Annotated in this window: 14 protein-coding genes and 1 pseudogene; 4 read left to right on the top strand and 11 right to left on the bottom strand. The window is 39.5% G+C overall.

Annotated elements, in window-relative coordinates; translation table 11 throughout:
* The first annotated feature begins 9 nt into the window (after positions 1-9).
* Entirely contained in the window at positions 10-948 is a 939-nt protein-coding gene (locus tag PL9631_RS08630) for a DUF29 domain-containing protein (RefSeq protein WP_083619032.1), read from the top strand.
* 56 nt (positions 949-1,004) lie between these two features.
* On the opposite strand, the gene PL9631_RS08625 is transcribed toward PL9631_RS08630, so the two are convergent.
* From PL9631_RS08625 to PL9631_RS08610, 4 genes and pseudogenes are all read right to left on the bottom strand, one after another.
* Positions 1,005-1,505 carry an MBL fold metallo-hydrolase gene (locus PL9631_RS08625; protein ID WP_083619030.1) on the bottom strand — a complete coding sequence of 167 codons (501 nt, stop codon included), beginning with the start codon at positions 1,503-1,505 and terminating at the stop codon, positions 1,005-1,007.
* Between the two features lie 28 nt (positions 1,506-1,533).
* Positions 1,534-2,616: an IS630 family transposase gene (locus PL9631_RS08620; RefSeq protein WP_083616166.1), complete on the bottom strand. Its 1,083-nt coding sequence runs from the start codon at positions 2,614-2,616 to the stop codon at positions 1,534-1,536.
* 58 nt (positions 2,617-2,674) lie between these two features.
* Positions 2,675-2,968 (bottom strand): annotated as a pseudogene (locus PL9631_RS08615) (MBL fold metallo-hydrolase); the annotation flags it as partial.
* A gap of 119 nt (positions 2,969-3,087) precedes the next feature.
* Complete coding sequence (locus PL9631_RS08610) at positions 3,088-5,157, bottom strand: thioredoxin domain-containing protein (protein ID WP_083619027.1); 2,070 nt, start codon at positions 5,155-5,157, stop codon at positions 3,088-3,090.
* A gap of 191 nt (positions 5,158-5,348) precedes the next feature.
* Here PL9631_RS08610 and PL9631_RS08605 point away from each other — a divergent pair, with 191 nt between their 5' ends.
* Positions 5,349-6,914, top strand: a complete 1,566-nt coding sequence (locus PL9631_RS08605) for a hypothetical protein (protein WP_083619024.1) — start codon at positions 5,349-5,351, stop codon at positions 6,912-6,914.
* A 33-nt stretch (positions 6,915-6,947) separates the two neighbouring features.
* Here the strand turns inward: PL9631_RS08605 and PL9631_RS08600 are convergent, their stop codons facing one another.
* From PL9631_RS08600 to PL9631_RS08585, 4 genes are all read right to left on the bottom strand, one after another.
* Positions 6,948-9,269: a type ISP restriction/modification enzyme gene (locus PL9631_RS08600; protein WP_197046300.1), complete on the bottom strand. Its 2,322-nt coding sequence runs from the start codon at positions 9,267-9,269 to the stop codon at positions 6,948-6,950.
* Between the two features lie 29 nt (positions 9,270-9,298).
* A complete protein-coding gene (locus PL9631_RS08595; RefSeq protein ID WP_083616166.1) occupies positions 9,299-10,381 on the bottom strand; it encodes an IS630 family transposase in 1,083 nt (360 codons plus the stop codon).
* A 233-nt stretch (positions 10,382-10,614) separates the two neighbouring features.
* A complete protein-coding gene (locus PL9631_RS08590; protein ID WP_083619022.1) occupies positions 10,615-11,025 on the bottom strand; it encodes a type II toxin-antitoxin system VapC family toxin in 411 nt (136 codons plus the stop codon).
* Positions 11,012-11,275 carry an AbrB/MazE/SpoVT family DNA-binding domain-containing protein gene (locus PL9631_RS08585; protein WP_083619633.1) on the bottom strand — a complete coding sequence of 88 codons (264 nt, stop codon included), beginning with the start codon at positions 11,273-11,275 and terminating at the stop codon, positions 11,012-11,014. Before PL9631_RS08585 ends, PL9631_RS08590 begins: the two co-directional genes overlap by 14 nt.
* A gap of 353 nt (positions 11,276-11,628) precedes the next feature.
* On the opposite strand from PL9631_RS08585, the gene PL9631_RS08580 reads away from it, so the two are divergent.
* Entirely contained in the window at positions 11,629-14,166 is a 2,538-nt protein-coding gene (locus tag PL9631_RS08580) for a glycogen/starch/alpha-glucan phosphorylase (RefSeq protein WP_083619019.1), read from the top strand.
* Positions 14,167-14,317: 151 nt separating this feature from the next.
* Here PL9631_RS08580 and aspS read toward each other — a convergent pair whose 3' ends face one another.
* Together aspS and PL9631_RS08570 are read right to left on the bottom strand one after the other, a co-directional pair.
* Positions 14,318-16,120 (bottom strand): aspartate--tRNA ligase, encoded by a 1,803-nt coding sequence (gene aspS / locus PL9631_RS08575; protein WP_083619017.1) that lies wholly within the window; start codon positions 16,118-16,120, stop codon positions 14,318-14,320.
* A gap of 85 nt (positions 16,121-16,205) precedes the next feature.
* Positions 16,206-17,339 (bottom strand): ATP-binding response regulator, encoded by a 1,134-nt coding sequence (locus PL9631_RS08570; RefSeq protein WP_083619015.1) that lies wholly within the window; start codon positions 17,337-17,339, stop codon positions 16,206-16,208.
* 119 nt (positions 17,340-17,458) lie between these two features.
* Here PL9631_RS08570 and PL9631_RS08565 point away from each other — a divergent pair, with 119 nt between their 5' ends.
* Positions 17,459-18,184, top strand: coding sequence for a response regulator (locus PL9631_RS08565; protein WP_083619013.1), 726 nt, complete (start codon positions 17,459-17,461; stop codon positions 18,182-18,184).
* Between the two features lie 95 nt (positions 18,185-18,279).
* On the opposite strand, the gene PL9631_RS08560 is transcribed toward PL9631_RS08565, so the two are convergent.
* Positions 18,280-19,269, bottom strand: coding sequence for a DnaJ C-terminal domain-containing protein (locus PL9631_RS08560; RefSeq protein ID WP_083619011.1), 990 nt, complete (start codon positions 19,267-19,269; stop codon positions 18,280-18,282).
* Between the last annotated feature and the right edge of the window lie 38 nt (positions 19,270-19,307).

The raw sequence follows: 19,307 nt of genomic DNA, 5'->3' as shown, positions 1-19,307 counted from the left end.
CAAAACATCATGACCGCTAACAACCTTAACAACCAACCCGAATCACTTGACGATCAGATTGCTGCATTTGAAGATTCTATTGAGGCAATCAAAGCTAAAAAATTGGCTATTGTGTCGTCGCTTGAGTCGGAATATGCTGCTACGATTGCACACTGTAAGCAAACTATGGATACTATGATTAAAGCCGGGTTAGACCCCCGGACGCTCGCCCGTGATATCACGGCACTTTATGCTCCTTCTGTTACAACAACACGGGCAACAACGACCCGCACAACAGCAACCGACGGAACAAAAGTTAACCGTAAGTTAAACCGTCCCGGCCCGCATACAAAAGGGGGTAAAAATTGGGCAATCTGTGATGATATCCTCCAACAAAATTACGGTGACCTCTCAAAAGTCACCGGCGCGGAAGTAGCACGTCGGGCCGAGATTGCTTTCGGTGAGATTGCCACAAATGCTAAGTGGCATTATGGTAATTGGAAAAAAGCACAAATGATTGCTATTTCCCCCGCTCCGATTGTGGAACCGTATGATTGCGACTTTTTAAAATGGACAGAAGAAACTATCACCCATTTACAGAATCGAGACTTTAAACAGTTAGATATTGCCAACTTAATAGAGGAAATAGATTCTTTGGGGAAAGCGCAGAAAAATGCCTTTAAAGGACAAATTAGGGCATTAATAGAACATATTATGAAGCGCTACTATGTTGATATGCCCCTAGAATATCATGGCTGGGAAAGGACAATTCGCAATATTCGCCCCGAAATTGAAGACTTGATTGAAATTTCTCCTAGCTTACAGAATGACTATCCCCAAGTCCTGGATACAGTTTATCAGCAATGTCTGAAAAAGCTGCAACCCGAATATAAAGACACAAAATTTCCTGATACTTGGCAATTTACCCGCTCCTTAGATGACCTTCTTAACCTAGATTTCTGGGAGTAAGGCAAAGCAGTTAGGAAGCGAGGACGTATGAATACGCCCCTGCTATACGTTGTGAATTAAACACCCACCGGACGCCGTTCTAATACCACTTCAAAACCTTCTCCGGGCTGGGGATTGAGTACCCGGGTGGATAGATTTTCTTTAGCTAACATAGACCGAAAATCCTCTAAATTACCACTGACTTTTAATAACGAAACTAACCACCCTTCATAAACCACATCCCCGGCGGCGGCCGTGGGTAACATCACTTGGGGACTGACTAATTTAGCTAACTCCAAGGCTGTTTTTTGTCCGCGAATAATTGGCCCAATTAACGGTAAACTAATATCAATTAATGGGGTAATAACGACATCAATGGGGGCTAGTTCTTTTAATAGAGAATCATGATATCCATGGGGTTCATAATAAACAGTATTTTCTGTTATTAAATCTTTTAAAAGATAGGCATTTTCAAGAGTTGTTGGGCCGATGGGAGAACCTCGCAAGGATTTAATTTCTACCTGATTTTCTAAACAATAGGTTTGTCCATGTTCCAAAGCTTGTAAGTAGGTGGTCATAAATAAAGTCAACAATAGAAAAAATTGTTTAGGATAATTCTTGAGAGTTACTCAGGGAATTAAATCGCAAGCGATCGCAGGTACAATCATTTCTTTCGTTTCTATCTTCAATGGCTTGAATCACAGCTTGGCTCAAATCATATTCATCTTCAAACATTCTTCCCGCCAGTTCATGAGTTTTTAATTGATGCCATTCTGGTTCGATTTCATTCAATTCAGGGCTATAAGCAGACAGGAAGAAAAATTCTAATTTTTTGTCTTGCCACTCCCTTTCTTTTTCTTGTATTTTTTGACTTTTATGGACACTGTAGTTATCTTGAATCAGTACGGTAATTTGTCGAGTATTTTGAAAATGCTTTTCAGCTTTTTCCGCTTGCCAATCTATAAATTTTATGTAATTCTCACTTGTAATTCCTGACAAACTTAAACCGTACTCAAAACTTTTTCCTTTTTCTAATACTCCAATTACATTCAATCTTTTTCCTCGCTTTTTCGTCTGGTTTATTTGTTTCTGCTTCCCCTTTTTTACATAGGTGTAACTCACAGGACTCCATAAACAAAAACCTGCCTCATCTAAATATTTTAATCTGACCAAACCCTCTTCTTCATAACGCTTTAACGTCTCCAAATCTCTTTTCTTGCTCGCTGTTTTTTCGGGATTCTGTTTTTTCTTTAAACTGGCTTTTGTTCTTTTCCAGCGCCAGTCTTTTTTTTTTAAGATTTTTCTAATTCTTTCTGCGCTTAGTGCGATCGCTCTCTCTCGCAGAAGTTTTTCCGACAGTTGACGGCTATTATAAGTTCTTTCATCTGACTCTATACAAGTTTCTAAATATTCTATATCTTCTTCTTTCCACCTCCGTTTTCTTCCCGAACGAGGAGCATCAAATAATCCTTCTTTTTCTTGATTTATCCATCGAGTTATTGTTTTTCTTACCATGGCTTCTGAACACCTTAAAGTCTGGGCTATTTTTGAGACCATCCATCCTCCATCACTAAACATTAATATATCTATTCTCTGCCTTGTTCTTTTCGGAACTTTCTCTTGCTGATACAGAGTTAGTAGCTCTTGTTTTTCTTCTTCTGTTAGTTGAATTCTTAACCTGAGTGGCATGACTATTCCTCTGATATTTATTCATTTCTTATTTTAACTCTATTTATGACCACCTACTTACTTGAGTATATCCCAACTCCTGAACAAGTTTTGCCGCACTAGGAGAGCCGACAACGGGGATATTTTTGTTCAGTTGTTTTAAGGTTTCAGGATGGGCGTGATCTTCCAATCCCTGAGATAATAAAATTAAGTCAATCTTTTCAGGAATGGGTCGGGAATTTCGTCTTTCCCCCTTAAATAACCAAGTTTGATTCCCAAAGGTTAATGCACCCACTAACCAAGGGTCAATCAAAATTTGTTTTCCGCCTATTTCCAGTAACCAAGAGTTGCTATCGAGCCAAGTAAAATACATAGAGGTTGATTCCATTAAAACACTACTATTGTAGAAAAAAATCAAAAAACTGGCGAGTAATATTAAATCCCTATTAATTGGCTGGTAAAGATATCAACTTACACAGCCAAAAATTCAAGTTAAGAGCGAGTTTGACTGGCTTGCAACTGTTGTAACAGTTCTTCGGAGTTTTTGGCAGGTTTATTACATTTTAATCCCTGACAAACTAAGCCAATAATATCATGAGAAAGCGTGTTATCAACTTTAAAAATAGTCGATGGGAAATACTGCACACCTAACCCTGAAGTTTGTTCGGTAGAAGTTCTCACCAGGGTATTATTTCGATACCAGTCTAAGGCTGTAAATAAACTAGGACAAGCTTGGGGGGATTTTTGGATCACGGAACTAAAGGCAGTTAAACCTTGTTCGGCTTGGTCTAAAAATTCCAGATTTTCTGTTAATAAAAACAGCCGCACTAAATTAGCAATAGCTACCCCATTTGCCGAAGGAGTGGCATTATCAATATAACTGCGTTCTCGAACTAATAAGTCTTTTCCGGTGTCTTGGGCGGTATTAAAATAGCCTCCCAATTCCACACTCCAGAGTAAATTATTAAATTCTTCTTGAACTTTTTTCGCCTGTTCTAACCAATAATCGGGTGATATTAAAGCAGGGGTTACGGTTAAACTGGCTTGGTGTAAATCAATCAAAGATTTAACTAATAAGGCATAATCTTCAGATTGAGCTACAACATCGGGTTCTCCTTCATAATTGACTCGATGTAAACGTCCATCTACCCATTGATGATTTAGGATAAATTGAGCCGCTTTTGTGGCTAATTCTAAATATTGAACTTCCCCAAAAACCTTCGCAGCTTTGGCTAAACCGGAAATCATTAAACTATTCCATGCTACAATCATTTTAGTATCTGTAACCGGAGGAATTCTACCTAACCAATCATGGGTTTTTGCCTCCTGATTATTGCGGGCGGCGGTAAAGAGTTTCAAGGTTTCTGGCATTTCCCCATACCGGACTTGAAACAGTTTTTCCAAACCAGATTCGATGATATTACTTAACTCATCTGCATTGCAACGTTGTAAGACATTTTTACCTTCAAAATTTCCCGATTTTGTAATAGTAAATTGTTCTTGTAGGGCGGCATATTCTTCTGGAGTTAATGTTTTTTCCAGTTCACTATTATTCCAAACATAAAAAGCTCCTTCTTCCGGTTCTAACTCCTCGGCAGTAGTAAAATTATCGGCATCTTGGGAAGCATAAAAATACCCTTCCGGGGCGGTCATTTCCCGTTTTAACCATTCAACAGTTCCCTGAATTGAACGTTTAAAGGCAGGTTTTTGAATACCAGCACTCCATAAATCCGCTAAATATTCAACAATTTGCCCGTTATCATAGAGCATTTTTTCAAAGTGGGGAACTGTCCAAGTCGGGTCAACCGTATACCGATGAAATCCCCCGGCAACGTGATCATAAATTCCCCCTAATGCTAAGTCTAAACCCCGTTGGGTACAGGCTTCTTTGCCATCATATTTTGACTCAAGATTAAACCTAATTCCCCGTAATGCCATCTCGGAATAGGGAATCATGGGAAACCTTGGCCCCCCATATTCATGGCGACTAATCACCCCAGTATTGGCATCTAATCCTATTTTTAATAAATCTTCGGTTAATTCAGAAATGGGTAAAATTGTAGACCGTTGCAAGTTCGTCATGATTTCATCTTTAAACGCTTGCAATTTGGTTTTTTCTAAGTCATAAAATCGACGAATAGCTTGTAAAACTTCTAAAAATCCAGGTCTACCATAACGGGGTTCTAAGGGAAAATAAGTGCCGCCATAAAAAGGGATTCTTTCATCAGGAGTTAGGAATATATTTAACGGCCATCCCCCCTGACCCGTCATCATTTGTAGGGCTTGCATATAAATACTATCAATTTCTGGCCGTTCTTCTCGATCAACTTTAATTGGCAAGAAATTTTGATTCATATATTGAGCAATTCCAGGGTCAGAAAATGCCTCTCCTTCCATGACAGTACACCAATGACAACTAGAATAACCAATCGAAAGAAATATGGGTTTATTGTTCTGATTTGCTGTTTCTAAAGCCTCATCACACCAGGGCCACCAATCAATGGGATTTTCTGCGTGTTTACGAAGATAGAGACTTTTGGATTCAGAAAGACGATTAACCATGAGATATACCTAAAGATGTTTTGAGAGTTTAATATTAAGTAGAGACGTGCCATGGCGCGTCTTTGCCAGGATTATTAATTATATCAAATCTGGGTATGGATTTTTTGATTAGCAATTCATGGTTTAATATGTAGAGACTTTGCCTGCAACGTCTCTACGGGGATTATTGATTATATCAAAAATTTAAAATTATGGTTTCTCGACGACGGTTTAATCAACTTGCGGCTTATTTTTCTTTGGGATCTTTACTTCCTTCTGGTGTTTCTGAATTGTTTGATTTTAACACAACTGAAGCAGAAATTCAAGAGAAATTTAAAACTTTATTATCAATTTTAGATCCAGAAACTGAGTTATTAATTCCGACCTATTTGGGAAATGATCAACGGCGTTTTTATGGGCGAGGAATTCCTGAAAACCTGAAAGAAATTCATAAATTCCCATTAGGAACAGGGGTAACTTATGTGGGACGTACCCGTAAAGTTTGGAGTGGGGCGGGATGGACAGGACAACCAACTATTACCCGCGATCGCGGCAAAACCTATTTAATTATAGGAGCATTTGACCATTATTTAAGAAAAATAGAATTAGATACTCAAAAGGAAATTTGGAGATATAAATTTGATGATGTAGTTAAAGGAACCTCAAGTATTTATATTGATCAAACGGCAACGGATGAGAACCGAATTGTCGTTTTACAGGGGAGTCGTAGCAGTATGTCAAAAGGAGGATTAGCCACCAGTTTTCGGGCAATTTCCTTTAGGACGGGAAAAGAAATCTGGAAGTTAAATTTACGTTCTACCCCCAGTTATAGTCGAGATAATGATAGTTCGCCCTTATATTTAGGGGATGGAGTTATTTTTAATGCGGGGGAAAATGCGATCGGTTATTTTCTCAATAGTTCGGTGAAAACAGCCGAAAAAAAATCAGGATTTTTACAACCTAAAATTTTATCAGAAGTCAAACTTTATCAGGATGGAGATAGTAGCAGACATGGGGGAAATTTAGTTAGTGAATCCTCTCCGTCTCGGTTAGATAATCGGATTTTTATGGCATCGGGTTCGGGACATATTTATGGAATTGATCTAAAAACTAGACAAATTATTTGGGATTTTTATACGGGTTCCGATATTGATGGGTCGGCGGTTATTTCTCAAGATGGTAAGTTATTTTGTGCTATCGAAAAACAATATATACCGGGAAATGGAGGCGTTCTTAAACTCAATCCTAACCGAGAACCTCAAGATAGTTTGGAATGGTTTTTACCGACAAAAAATCAAAAGTTTAATACCTGGGATGGTGGTATAATAGGTTCTGTGGCGTTAAATGATGAATATAACCCCGATGGATTTCCGGCTATTTTTGCCACCAATGCCATTGACGGTTATTTATATATTGGTTCTCAAATGATTACTACCGGAAAAACCGTAACCGGGCCATTAGGAAAGGGAGAATATAAAACCCCTTTAATATTAGTCCAAGAAAAAATCGGAGCCTCGATTTCAACTCCTATTTTTACCGATGGTTATAAATTAGTAACGGCGGGATATAATGGGGTTTATTTATTTAATTTATATTGGGAAGAAGCCAGAGCAAATCAAAGCAATGCTATTCCTAACCAACGGGGGGAATATTATCGGTTAAGAGTCGAAGAAACGGGACGATTTAAACCGGAAGTTTCCTTCGAGTCAACTCCTGTGGTTTGGAATAATCAGGTGATGATTTGTGGACGGGATGGGGGATTATATACGTTAGGTTAAAACATCAGAAACCGGGTTTCTGGTACTTATACACTACTCGATGGCAATTTTATCAATCTCTTTCATTAGTCTATCAGTCTCCATCAAGGCAACAATAATTTTTTGGTAATGGAATATGTCTTCAATTTCTAATTTTCGGTCTTTGCGGTCTTTGAGCCATTTTTGAGCGGGTTGATAGCCACCAATATAAAAGTTATAAGCTATTTCAGGAACATGATTAAAATATTGGGTGTTGTTGATGTAAACTTTACCGTCTTGATACTTTGGTTTTGTGACAATATTATCTCCGTCTATAGGATATTGTGTAATATATTTTTCAACCGTTGGGCTTTCTAATAAATGGATTTGTCTAATTTCTCCACCTAATTTGACCAATTGCCAAAAAGTGTTTTGGTCTTTGGGATAGGGGACTCTGGGAAAATCAATTTTTAGAAACTCTTTATATTTTTCTCGGTAATTTGGCGAGTGTAAAACTGCATAAATATAGTCTAAAATATCTAGGGGTGCAAATGTGTTTTCTGTCGTTTCTTTCTCGTTAGTAAAAGTTAATCCTAATTTTTCTGCTATTTGCCTTACAATTTCTGTATTTAGGTTTGGTGTTCTTTCGGATGTTTGCCCGATGGTTTGTTGTTCGTTGGTTTCGGGATAGAGATATAAGGGGAATGTATTTGCATTATCAAGCGAAGAAATTATACTCTTATCCGTTACATTATTTGTAATATAATAATTCTGAGCATCTTCATTTCTGCCAATTTTAACAAGATTTAATGCAAAGTTATTTGACTTTAAAAGATTGTCCATTACCTGTTTCCTACTTCTAAAAACTATGTTGTCTTGAAAGTAGATATATCTTATATCAAAGGGACGATAAGAAATTTTTTTAAGAAAGATTTCATCAAAAGCGGGTACTAAATTTCTTTGTTCAGCAACCTTCCATTGGTAATTATCTTTTAAATGATATTTCGATTGAAACTCAGTTGTAATAATATTTTTATCACAAAAATCCAATATCCTTTTACTTAAAGTTTCTTTGTCAAAGTCAATAACAAAACCATCTCTTGCAGATGTGATGCCCATAGATTGAACTTTCAGTAAATCACTTACAAGAAATCCTTTATTATACTCTGAAATTTGACTATTGCTTTTTGGCACAAAGAATAAATTCGGTTTAACGGGACTTAATTCATTGTAATCAATAGTTTTTATAGAATTTTCAATTAAAAAATCATATTTAAATTCTCTTTTGCCATACAAGTCAAAATGAAATACTTTTCCTAATTCGTTTGCCTTTTTCTTTCCTGTTTTTACGAAAATATTAATTGAAACACCTTGCATAATGTCAAATACATTAACATCAGCATTTCCATCAGGTGCAGTTTCTTTTTTCTTGCTATTTCCGTGTAAGTCTATAGTATAAATTTTGTCATAAGTTTTTAGCAAATTCCAACGCATTCCCCGAAAAGTTGGGTTGTCTAAAAATCCGTGGGGATTGATAAACGCCAAAACACCACTTCCATTTTTTTCAATAAAATGCTGTCCGTAACGCAAGAATTTAACATAGTCATCATTTAACCAATGTTTGCGTTCATTAAAATGTACGCCATCAATATATTTATAATCTTCAATTAGTTTACTAATCCATTCGCCATTATTAGATGAAATTCCGCTATAAGGTGGATTCCCAATAACACACATTACAGGCGTATCTCTTTTAATATAATTCGCTTCATTCGCTTCGGCACTTAACCAACTTGCAAAAAGCGTTCCCGTGTCGGGGTGCTGTTCTTCTAAGCTGTTAGTAAGGTAAACTCTAAACCGTTGATTTGTAGTCGGTTTGTAGCCCGTTTCTGTTAATAGTAAATCTAATTGAAGATGTGCCATGGCATAACTCGCCATCAGCAACTCAAAACCGTTGAGACGGGGCAATAAATGGGTTTCTACATAATTGCTCCAAATCCCTTGTTGTCCGACAAATTTGTTATGAATATGTTTAATAACTTCCGCCAAAAAAGTTCCAGTTCCGGCGGCGGGGTCAAGGATTTGGACTTTGTGAACTTCCTGCTCAACCTGTTTTCCCTGCACATCAACCTTGATTTTAGTTTTGCTAGAGTCCGCCAGTCCTTGGGGTAAATCAAATTCGGTTTTTAAAATATCATCAACCGCTCTAACTATAAAATTTACAACGGGTGCAGGTGTATACCAAACACCACGAGCTTTACGCAATTTTGGGTCGTATTCACTTAAAAAGGTTTCGTAAAAATGGATAATTGGGTCTTCCATTTTTGTAGATTTACCGTAATTCTTTAAAATTTCTCCGACATTACAAGCTAAAAATATTTCTAAGTAGGTGGTCATAAATAAAGTCAATAATAGAAAAAGATTGTTTAGGATAATTCTTGAGAGTTACTCAGGGAATTAAATCGCAAGCGATCGCAGGTACAATCATTTCTTTCGTTTCTATCTTCAATGGCTTGAATCACAGCTTGGCTCAAATCATATTCATCTTCAAACATTCTTCCCGCCAGTTCATGAGTTTTTAATTGATGCCATTCTGGTTCGATTTCATTCAATTCAGGGCTATAAGCAGACAGGAAGAAAAATTCTAATTTTTTGTCTTGCCACTCCCTTTCTTTTTCTTGTATTTTTTGACTTTTATGGACACTGTAGTTATCTTGAATCAGTACGGTAATTTGTCGAGTATTTTGAAAATGCTTTTCAGCTTTTTCCGCTTGCCAATCTATAAATTTTATGTAATTCTCACTTGTAATTCCTGACAAACTTAAACCGTACTCAAAACTTTTTCCTTTTTCTAATACTCCAATTACATTCAATCTTTTTCCTCGCTTTTTCGTCTGGTTTATTTGTTTCTGCTTCCCCTTTTTTACATAGGTGTAACTCACAGGACTCCATAAACAAAAACCTGCCTCATCTAAATATTTTAATCTGACCAAACCCTCTTCTTCATAACGCTTTAACGTCTCCAAATCTCTTTTCTTGCTCGCTGTTTTTTCGGGATTCTGTTTTTTCTTTAAACTGGCTTTTGTTCTTTTCCAGCGCCAGTCTTTTTTTTTTAAGATTTTTCTAATTCTTTCTGCGCTTAGTGCGATCGCTCTCTCTCGCAGAAGTTTTTCCGACAGTTGACGGCTATTATAAGTTCTTTCATCTGACTCTATACAAGTTTCTAAATATTCTATATCTTCTTCTTTCCACCTCCGTTTTCTTCCCGAACGAGGAGCATCAAATAATCCTTCTTTTTCTTGATTTATCCATCGAGTTATTGTTTTTCTTACCATGGCTTCTGAACACCTTAAAGTCTGGGCTATTTTTGAGACCATCCATCCTCCATCACTAAACATTAATATATCTATTCTCTGCCTTGTTCTTTTCGGAACTTTCTCTTGCTGATACAGAGTTAGTAGCTCTTGTTTTTCTTCTTCTGTTAGTTGAATTCTTAACCTCAGTGGCATGACTATTCCTCTGATATTTCTTCATTTCTTATTTTAACTCTATTTATGACCACCTACTTAGGAACCAAATTTTCAATCAGTTGTTGTAAATCGCCCCGAAACGTATGTTCAGTTGCATTACCTAATTGATAACGCTTATTGATATTTTGAATGTATTTTTCTATCATTAGTTAATTCATTAAAGATGATCGCCTTGCTTCTATAAGCCCTAGTCTAGCTTGAAAAACTGATAATTATTCAGGACTATCAATTAAGTTTGGATTTTTAACAAAATTTTGCCTTAATTCTTGAGCTTTTTTAATAAACTTTTCATCAAAAGTATAGAACTCCAAACAATCTTGACTAGCTGCTAAATGAAAAGCATCCGCAAAATCCAACCCTTGCTCATGCCATGCTATAGCTTGTGCAATTAATCTAGCATTATTCAGATGAACATTGGGCAATCCAAACAACATTTTAAAGGATTGACAAATGGCAGCAGGTTTAAACTTGTAAGCAAAACGTAATACCCACTCAGTCTCTAAAATAACCGTATCAGGAATAAAAATATTTTGAGTTTGAAAGAGATCTCGACTTTTTTCAAACTGGAACTGATCGTCTTGAGTTAAAAAACGCACCACAATATTAGTATCAACTGCGATCATACCATACTTCCTCAATACCCTGACGAATTGCATCATTAAATGCTTCAATAGATTGGGGTTCACCTTGATACTTTAAACAACCTGCCACCTGCTCTAATCGTGTTTCTGGAAAAGGTTTTTTTGCTTTTAATAAAATACCTTCTCCTGTGTCTATGACTAGAATTTCTTGCCCTTCTTGCCAACCATATATCGTTTGTAAAGATGGCGGGATTTGAACTAAACCCTGACCAGATAGTTTTGTGATTTCCATAGGTTCCATTGTTTACTCGATAAAATCATAACCATATTATAGAAAAGTTGTTCTATTTTTTAAAATGCGATCGCCCTTTTCCCCACACCCAAAACCGTAACAGACATCGAATCAACCCCCCCCCCAATGTCAGGATTTCCCCAGGGGGATGATCGGGCCAGGATAAACCCGCTAAAATATTGTCCAATTTCAGCAACCCTAAGTTCTTATTAAGTTTTGCGCTATCGGAAACATCCAGAGGGAAAATATCAGCAAACCGTCATCAATACAACATCACGAACTCAGCGCGAGTCTGTATTCTATATACCTGGATGATCCTTTACCATTGATTGATGCCCACCCAAGGAGAATAAATGCCTGAATCGTTAATTCCGATGAATGAATGTCCCATCCAAATCGAGGATGATCGGACTGGAACCAGTGTGCCAACGCTGAAACGGGCGTTTGCCGATAATCTATTCTATGAGCTTGGCAAATATGAAGCCATTGCCTCCAAGGAAGATTTTTATATGGCCTTGGCCTATACCCTGCGCGATCGCCTGTTAAGCCGTTGGTTAAAAACCTTTAAAACCTACGATGACAATAACGTCAAAATCGTTTACTACCTATCGGCCGAATTCCTGATGGGGCGACACCTGGGGAATAGTTTAATTAACCTCCACCTGTACGATCGCATCCGTCAGGCCGTCGAAGAATCGGGACTGGATTTAGATGAACTCCTCGAACAAGAACCCGATCCCGGCTTAGGAAATGGGGGTTTAGGACGATTAGCCGCCTGTTTCCTCGACTCCCTCGCCACCTTAGAAATTCCCGCCGTGGGCTATGGAATTCGTTATGAATTCGGGATTTTTCACCAAATCATGCAAGATGGCTGGCAAGCCGAAATCCCTGATAAATGGTTAAGATTTGGTAATCCTTGGGAAATTCCTCGCCCTGACCAGGCGATTGATGTCAACTTTGGGGGCCATACCGAAACCTATCACGACGAAAAAGGACGGGAACGGATTCGTTGGATTCCCGCCAAAACCGTGATCGGGATTCCCTACGATACGCCCGTTCCCGGCTATGATACCAACACCGTCAACCCCCTGCGACTGTGGAAAGCTGAAGCCAGTGATGCCTTTAACTTTGACGCCTTCAACGCCGGAAATTATGATGGGGCGGTCGCCGATAAAATGCGATCGGAAACCATCTCTAAAGTCCTCTATCCCAATGACAATACCCCCCAAGGGAAACAATTGCGCTTAGAACAACAATATTTCTTTGTGGCCTGTTCTCTGCGGGATATTATCAAACGCCATCTCAAACACAACACCAGTCTTTATAACCTGAATGAAACCGCCGCCATTCAGTTAAATGACACCCACCCGGCTATTGCGATCGCGGAGTTAATGCGATTATTGTTAGATGAATATGGCATCGATTGGGATTCCGCCTGGCGCATCACCCAAAAAACCTTTGCCTATACCAACCATACTCTATTACCCGAAGCCCTAGAAAAATGGTCTGTGGGTTTATTTGAGTATTTGTTACCCCGTCATCTGCAAGTCATCTATGAAATTAACCGCCGTTTTATTGAAGATGTGCAGCGTTGGTATCCCGATGATGATCAATTAGTCGGACGCCTATCTTTAATTGAGGAAAGCGGAGAAAAATACGTCCGCATGGCCCATTTAGCCTGCGTCGGTAGTCATGCGGTGAATGGCGTCGCCGCCCTACATACGAAATTGTTGAAACAAGATACCCTGCGGGACTTCTATAAACTCTGGCCGGAGAAGTTTTTCAATAAAACCAATGGTGTCACGCCTCGACGGTGGATTTTATTAAGTAATCCCACCTTGTCGGAGTTTTATAGTTCTAAAATTGGGGACGGTTGGCTCAAAAATTTAGACAAACTGCGTCAATTAGAAGCCTACATTGATGATCCTGAATTCTGCGAACAGTGGCATCAAATTAAACTGTACAACAAGAAACTGTTAGCCGATTATATGTTGAAATTTAATGGGATTGAAGTTGACCCCCATTCTATTTTTGATATTCAGGTAAAACGGATTCACGAATACAAACGTCAACATCTGGATGTTCTGCATATTATCACCCTTTATAACCGGATCAAACAGAACCCCAATATCAACATTTATCCCCGGACTTTTATCTTTGGGGGGAAAGCGGCTCCGGGTTATTTCATGGCAAAATTAATCATTAAATTGATTAATGCGGTTGGGGAAGTTGTGAATAAAGATCCCGATGTCCGGGGACGCTTAAAAGTGGTATTTTTATCCAACTTTAATGCCTCTTTAGGTCAACGAATCTATCCAGCGGCGGATTTATCCGAACAGATTTCCACAGCCGGAAAAGAGGCTTCTGGAACTGGAAATATGAAGTTTGCCATGAATGGTTCCCTCACGATTGGAACTCTGGATGGAGCAAATATTGAAATCCGTGAAGAAGCGGGTTTTGAGAATTTCTTCCTGTTTGGATTAACCGCAGAAGAAGTTCATAATTTGAAATCTAATGGCTATAAACCCAGCGATTACTATAATCATAACCAGGAATTGAAAGCGGTAATGGATCGCATTTCATCTGGTTATTTCTCCCATGGTGATCAGGAAATGTTTAAACCTTTGGTAGATTCCTTGATGTACCACGATGAATATATGCTTTTCGCTGATTATCAATCCTATATTGATTGTCAACGACAAGTGAGTCTGGCATTTCAAGATTCCAAAAAATGGACACGAATGTCAATTCTCAATGCCCTGCGGATGGGTAAATTCTCTAGCGATCGCACCATTAACGAATATTGCAACGAAATCTGGAATGTTAAATCCGTCCCCGTAGAAATGGAAGGATATAACCCAGAATCCGCCGGATTACGAGTGGGAATTTAATCCAAAAGCTAATTAAAATCAGGTGAATTTTATCTGATAGATTTCTGATAGTTTCCCTCCCCTTTTATTAAAAAAGCACTCCTTGATCTCAATCAGGAGTGCTTTTTTACTGTTACCTATTACCTATTGCCTATTGCCTATTGCCTATTGCCTATTGCCTATTCCCTGTTCCCTTTTCCCTGCTATAAGTCGAAGCAACGTGCAATTCCTTTAACTGTTTTTGATCCACGCCCGAAGGAGCATTAGTTAATAGACAACCCGCTTGCTGGGTCTTAGGAAATGCAATCACATCTCGAATCGATTCCTCTCCCGATAATAACATTACTAACCGATCCAAACCGTAGGCAATGCCACCATGGGGGGGAGTTCCATACTCAAATGCCTCTAATAAAAAGCCAAATTTGTTATAGGCTTCTTCCATCGTTAATCCAATAGTTGAAAATACCTGTTCTTGAATCTCCCGTTTATAAATCCGCAGACTTCCGCCGCCAATTTCATAGCCATTTAAGACTAAATCGTAGGCTTGCGCCCGGGCTTGGGATAAATCATTAATATCATCGGGATGGGGGGCCGTGAAGGGGTGATGGAGGGCTTCTAAGCGGTTTTCTTCTGCATTCCATTCAAACATCGGAAACTCAACAATCCACAATAAATTATTTTTACTCGGATCAATGAGTTCTAATTCCTTCCCAATAAATAGACGTAAACGGTCTAAGGTTTTATTAACTGTGGCAATATCCCCTGCCCCAAATAAGAGTAAATCCCCCGGCTTGGCATGGGTGCGGGTTAAGATTTCCTGTTTTTGTTCGGCGGTTAAGTTATCTTTAATTGCGCCAATCGTATCAATCCCATCCTCCCGGACTCGGATAAAAGCTAACCCTTTAGCCCCGGCTTCACTGGCTTCTTTAAACAAATCCCCACCGGGTTTAATTCGCATATTAGAAATCGCATCATTTCCACCAGGAATCGGTAAAATTTTAACAATTCCTCCCGATGCTACTGACCCGGAAAATACCTTAAATCCACAATTTTTAACAATATCAGAAACGTCTACTAACTCTAAACCAAAGCGGGTATCGGGTTTATCACTGCCATAACGATCTAAGGCTTCTTTATAGGTTAAACGGGGGAAAGGATGGGGAATTTCAATCCCTTTAACGGTTTTAAAAATATGGGCAACTAAGGCTTCATTTAACGCCAGAATTCCTTCCTGGGTCATGAAGCTCATTTCCATATCTAATTGGGTAAATTCCGGTTGGCGATCGGCGCGTAAATCTTCATCTCGGAAACACCGGGCAATTTGATAATAACGATCAAATCCCGATACCATTAATAATTGTTTAAACAGTTGGGGCGATTGGGGTAGGGCAAACCATTCCCCAGGATTAACTCGACTCGGCACTAAATAATCCCGCGCCCCTTCAGGAGTAGAACGGGTTAAAATCGGGGTTTCAACTTCGATAAACTGTTCCTGATCTTCTAAAAACCTTCGCATGGCTTTGACGACTTCATGGCGCAGGTGTAAATTCCGACTCATGCGTTCTCGACGCAAATCTAAATAGCGATATTTTAGGCGTAAATCTTCCCGAACTGTTTCGGTTTCGGAGATGGAAATTTGAAAGGGTAATTGTTTTCCCAGTCCATTCAAAAGTTCAATCTGTTCGGCGTAAATTTCGATTTCCCCGGTGGCTAATTTGGGGTTGAGGGACTCGGGAGGACGTTGGGAGACTCGCCCGGTGATTTTCACCACATATTCATTTCGCAGGGTTTCAGCGATGTTGTAGGAGTCGGGGGTTCGTTCGGGGTCGCTGACAATTTGAACAATACCCGTGCGATCGCGTAAATCCAAAAAGATTACACCCCCATGATCACGGCGTCGATCAACCCACCCGCAGAGGGTGAGAGTTTCGCCAATATGGGTTGATCGTAGATTGCCGCAGTAGTGGGTTCGCATGACTCTTAATAAAAGCTAGACTAAGGTTTAAATCAGGGCAACTTATCAGTATAGGTGAAAGGTTGTCGCCCGTGATCACAAATCCCTAAGATTTAGGTATTTCCACAGGTAAACAAACCCTAAAGATACTTCCCTGACCGATTTGAGATTGCACTTCAATTGTGCCTTTATGGGCCTCTACAATTAATGAAACCAGGTGCAATCCTAACCCACTCCCCGATCGCTTATTATTACCTTGGCGGAATCGTTCAAAGATCAGTGCTTGATCAGCCGTAGAGATGCCGATCCCGCTATCTTCAACCTCCAAAATCATCACTTTTTCCGGGTGAAGGTCGGAGCTTCGCTGCAAACGAATTTTTACAACCCCCTGATCCGTAAATTTAACCGCATTCCCGACTAAATTTGTCACCACTCGTCGGATTTCTAAGGGATCGCCCAGAATTATCGGGGGATGGGTCAGACTATCCGGGGGAGGGGTAAACTCAATCACCAATTCTTGATTTTGAATCAGGGGGGTGAGTTCGGTGATCACTTCCTGAATCAGTTGACCCCAATCAAAATAGGAGAAGGTTAAGGTTTTGCGACCCGCTTCATACCGATAAACTTCCAGTAAGGTGTTGACCATTTGCAGCAGGTTTTGGTTACTTTTAATCATCGATGCGATCGCTTCTTGCATCGTGGGGGAGATTTCCCCTAAAGCACCTTGTCCGAATAGATGTAACATTCGATCGGCAGCGACCAAAGGAGTTCGCAGATCATGGGTCAGGCGGGAAACAAAGTCTTCCCGTTGTCGAGACATCGCCTTTTGTTGATCAATGCTATGTTTAAGTCGAAGCAGTGATCGGACTCGGGCTAGAAGTTCATCCACCTCTACGGGTTTGCGAATGAAATCATCCGCCCCGGCATCTAATCCCTCAACCACACTAGAATGGTGATGGGCGGTAATTAATAAAATGGGGATAAAGGGAAGATGGGGATTAGTGCGAATCCTTCTAGTGACTTCATAGCCGTCAATCCCAGGCATCATCACATCCAATAAAACTAAATCAGGAGGATCGGTTTTAATTAATGCTAGGGCAGAAATGCCATCGGATTTACAGATCACTTCGTATCCTTCTTCGGCTAGAATGGCCTCCACTAAAAATAGATTATCGGGGGAATCATCCACGGCTAAAATTCGATCGCTGGATTTGGGAGGGGGATTAATAGAACGAGGCATAATTTTGAAAAGTTTTTTTCAATAAACAACGTGATCAGGTTAGTATGAGTCTGGAATTTGTGATTAATTTTAACAACAAATTCCCCCATAATAAACACAAAAAATAATAAACTTTTACCATGACTAAAATTAGTATTGTTCTTGTAGAGGATCATGATTTAACCCGCGTGGGTTTAAGGACAGCCTTGGAACAGGAAAGTAATATGAAGATTGTTGGCGAGGCAGCCAATGGCAAAAAGGGTTTAGAAATTCTCAAACAAACCCAGCCAGATATTGCCATTATTGATATTGGTTTGCCCGATATGGACGGTATCGAATTAACCCAAAAGTTTAAACAACATATTGCGGCAAACCGGGCGCGAGAAACGAAAGTTTTGATCCTGACGATGCACGATAATGAGGATGCGGTGATGGGCGCTTTTGCGGCCGGGGCCGATTCCTATAGTGTTAAGGATGTGAGTCTGGATAAACTCAAGGAAGCCATCAATACCACCTATGAAGGTAATGCTTGGATTGATCCGGTAATTGCCCGCACGGTTCTCAAGCAAGCGAAGAAAAAACAACCGGATATTCCTATTCCCGCGCCTGGGGATCAGAAAACGGTGATGATTAATGCGGTAGAAGCCGAATATCAACAATTTCTGGAGTCTTGCCCGTTAACGGAACGGGAATTGGAGGTTTTAGAACTGATTGTGGCCGGACGTAGTAATGCGGAAATTGCCGAAAAACTTTATATTACGGTGGGAACGGTTAAAACCCATGTTCGGAGTATTCTGAATAAGCTCTGTGCGGATGATCGGACTCAGGCCGCAGTTCGGGCTTTACGTTCGGGTTGGATTGAGTAATATAGCAACAGGCCAGAGGGAAGAAAAGATTTAACCTTCTGGGTTTGAGGATTTGTTGCTCAGGAAGTCCCCGTCAGTTCAGGGCGAGGATTTTGTCAAAGCCTTAAATTTTGACGGGGTTTAAAGGTTTCAATTTGACGTAATTTCTCATATAATTCTCTCTCTTGAGGGGTAATATTTTTAGGAATAACTACTTGAATTTCAATTAATTGATCTCCCCTTTCTCCTTGAGGATTGGGATAACCTTTATTAGCTAATCGTAACCTTTGACCCGATACTACCCCCAAGGGTAAACGCATTTTAACTAAACCATCTAACGTGGGAATATCAATTTCTCCCCCCAATACCGCTTCCGTGGGAGTGACTGGAATTTGACAATAAATTTCTGATTTTTCCAACCGAAAAAAGGCATGGGGAGTAATATTAATTTTTAGGAATAAATCTCCGCCATTCATTCCTTGATTTTTCAATCTAATTTGTTGACCCTTGACCATTCCGGGCGGTAAATCCACTTCTAAAGAGCGTCCATCTTCTAAACGAATCCTTTCTGTCCCTCCAGTATAGGCTTTTTCTAAAGGTAAAGTTAATCGCGCCTCAATATCCCGTTTAGTTTCCCGGGGAGTGGGTTTATAAACCGCTTTTGTCCGAGGAGAATTATAGGGGTCAGCCGCCGTCATTTGAGGGGCTTTCGGGTCAACTGTTCGGACTTCTCGCCGCCGTCCTAATAATTGATCAACGAAAGTATCAAAATCAGAAAAATCCCCATAATCTACATCTTCAGTTTGAGAAATTGTCCGACGACTTCCCCAATTTTTAATCCCGGAAAAAGCATTTTTTTGCCAATCTTGAAACCCTTTTTGTTTCCAAAATTGACTATAATCATCATATTGCGCTCGTTTTTCAGGATCGGATAGAATATTATAGGCTTCTCCAATATCTTTAAAAGTTTCTTCCGCTTCCTTATCTCCTGGGTTTAAGTCGGGGTGATATTGTCTGGCGAGTCGTCGATAAACTTTCTTAATGTCATCGACGGATGCTTCTCGGGAAACCCCTAAAATCTGATAATAATTCCGAAAATTTTGCATAGGTTAAATTTAGGTTACAGTATAGGTTTTGTCAGCAG

The organism is Planktothrix paucivesiculata PCC 9631 (assembly GCF_900009265.2).
In the GTDB taxonomy this organism is placed as follows: domain Bacteria; phylum Cyanobacteriota; class Cyanobacteriia; order Cyanobacteriales; family Microcoleaceae; genus Planktothrix; species Planktothrix paucivesiculata.
The sequence above is the reverse complement of the archived record's forward strand: the minus strand, read 5'-3'. Positions and strand labels throughout refer to the sequence as shown.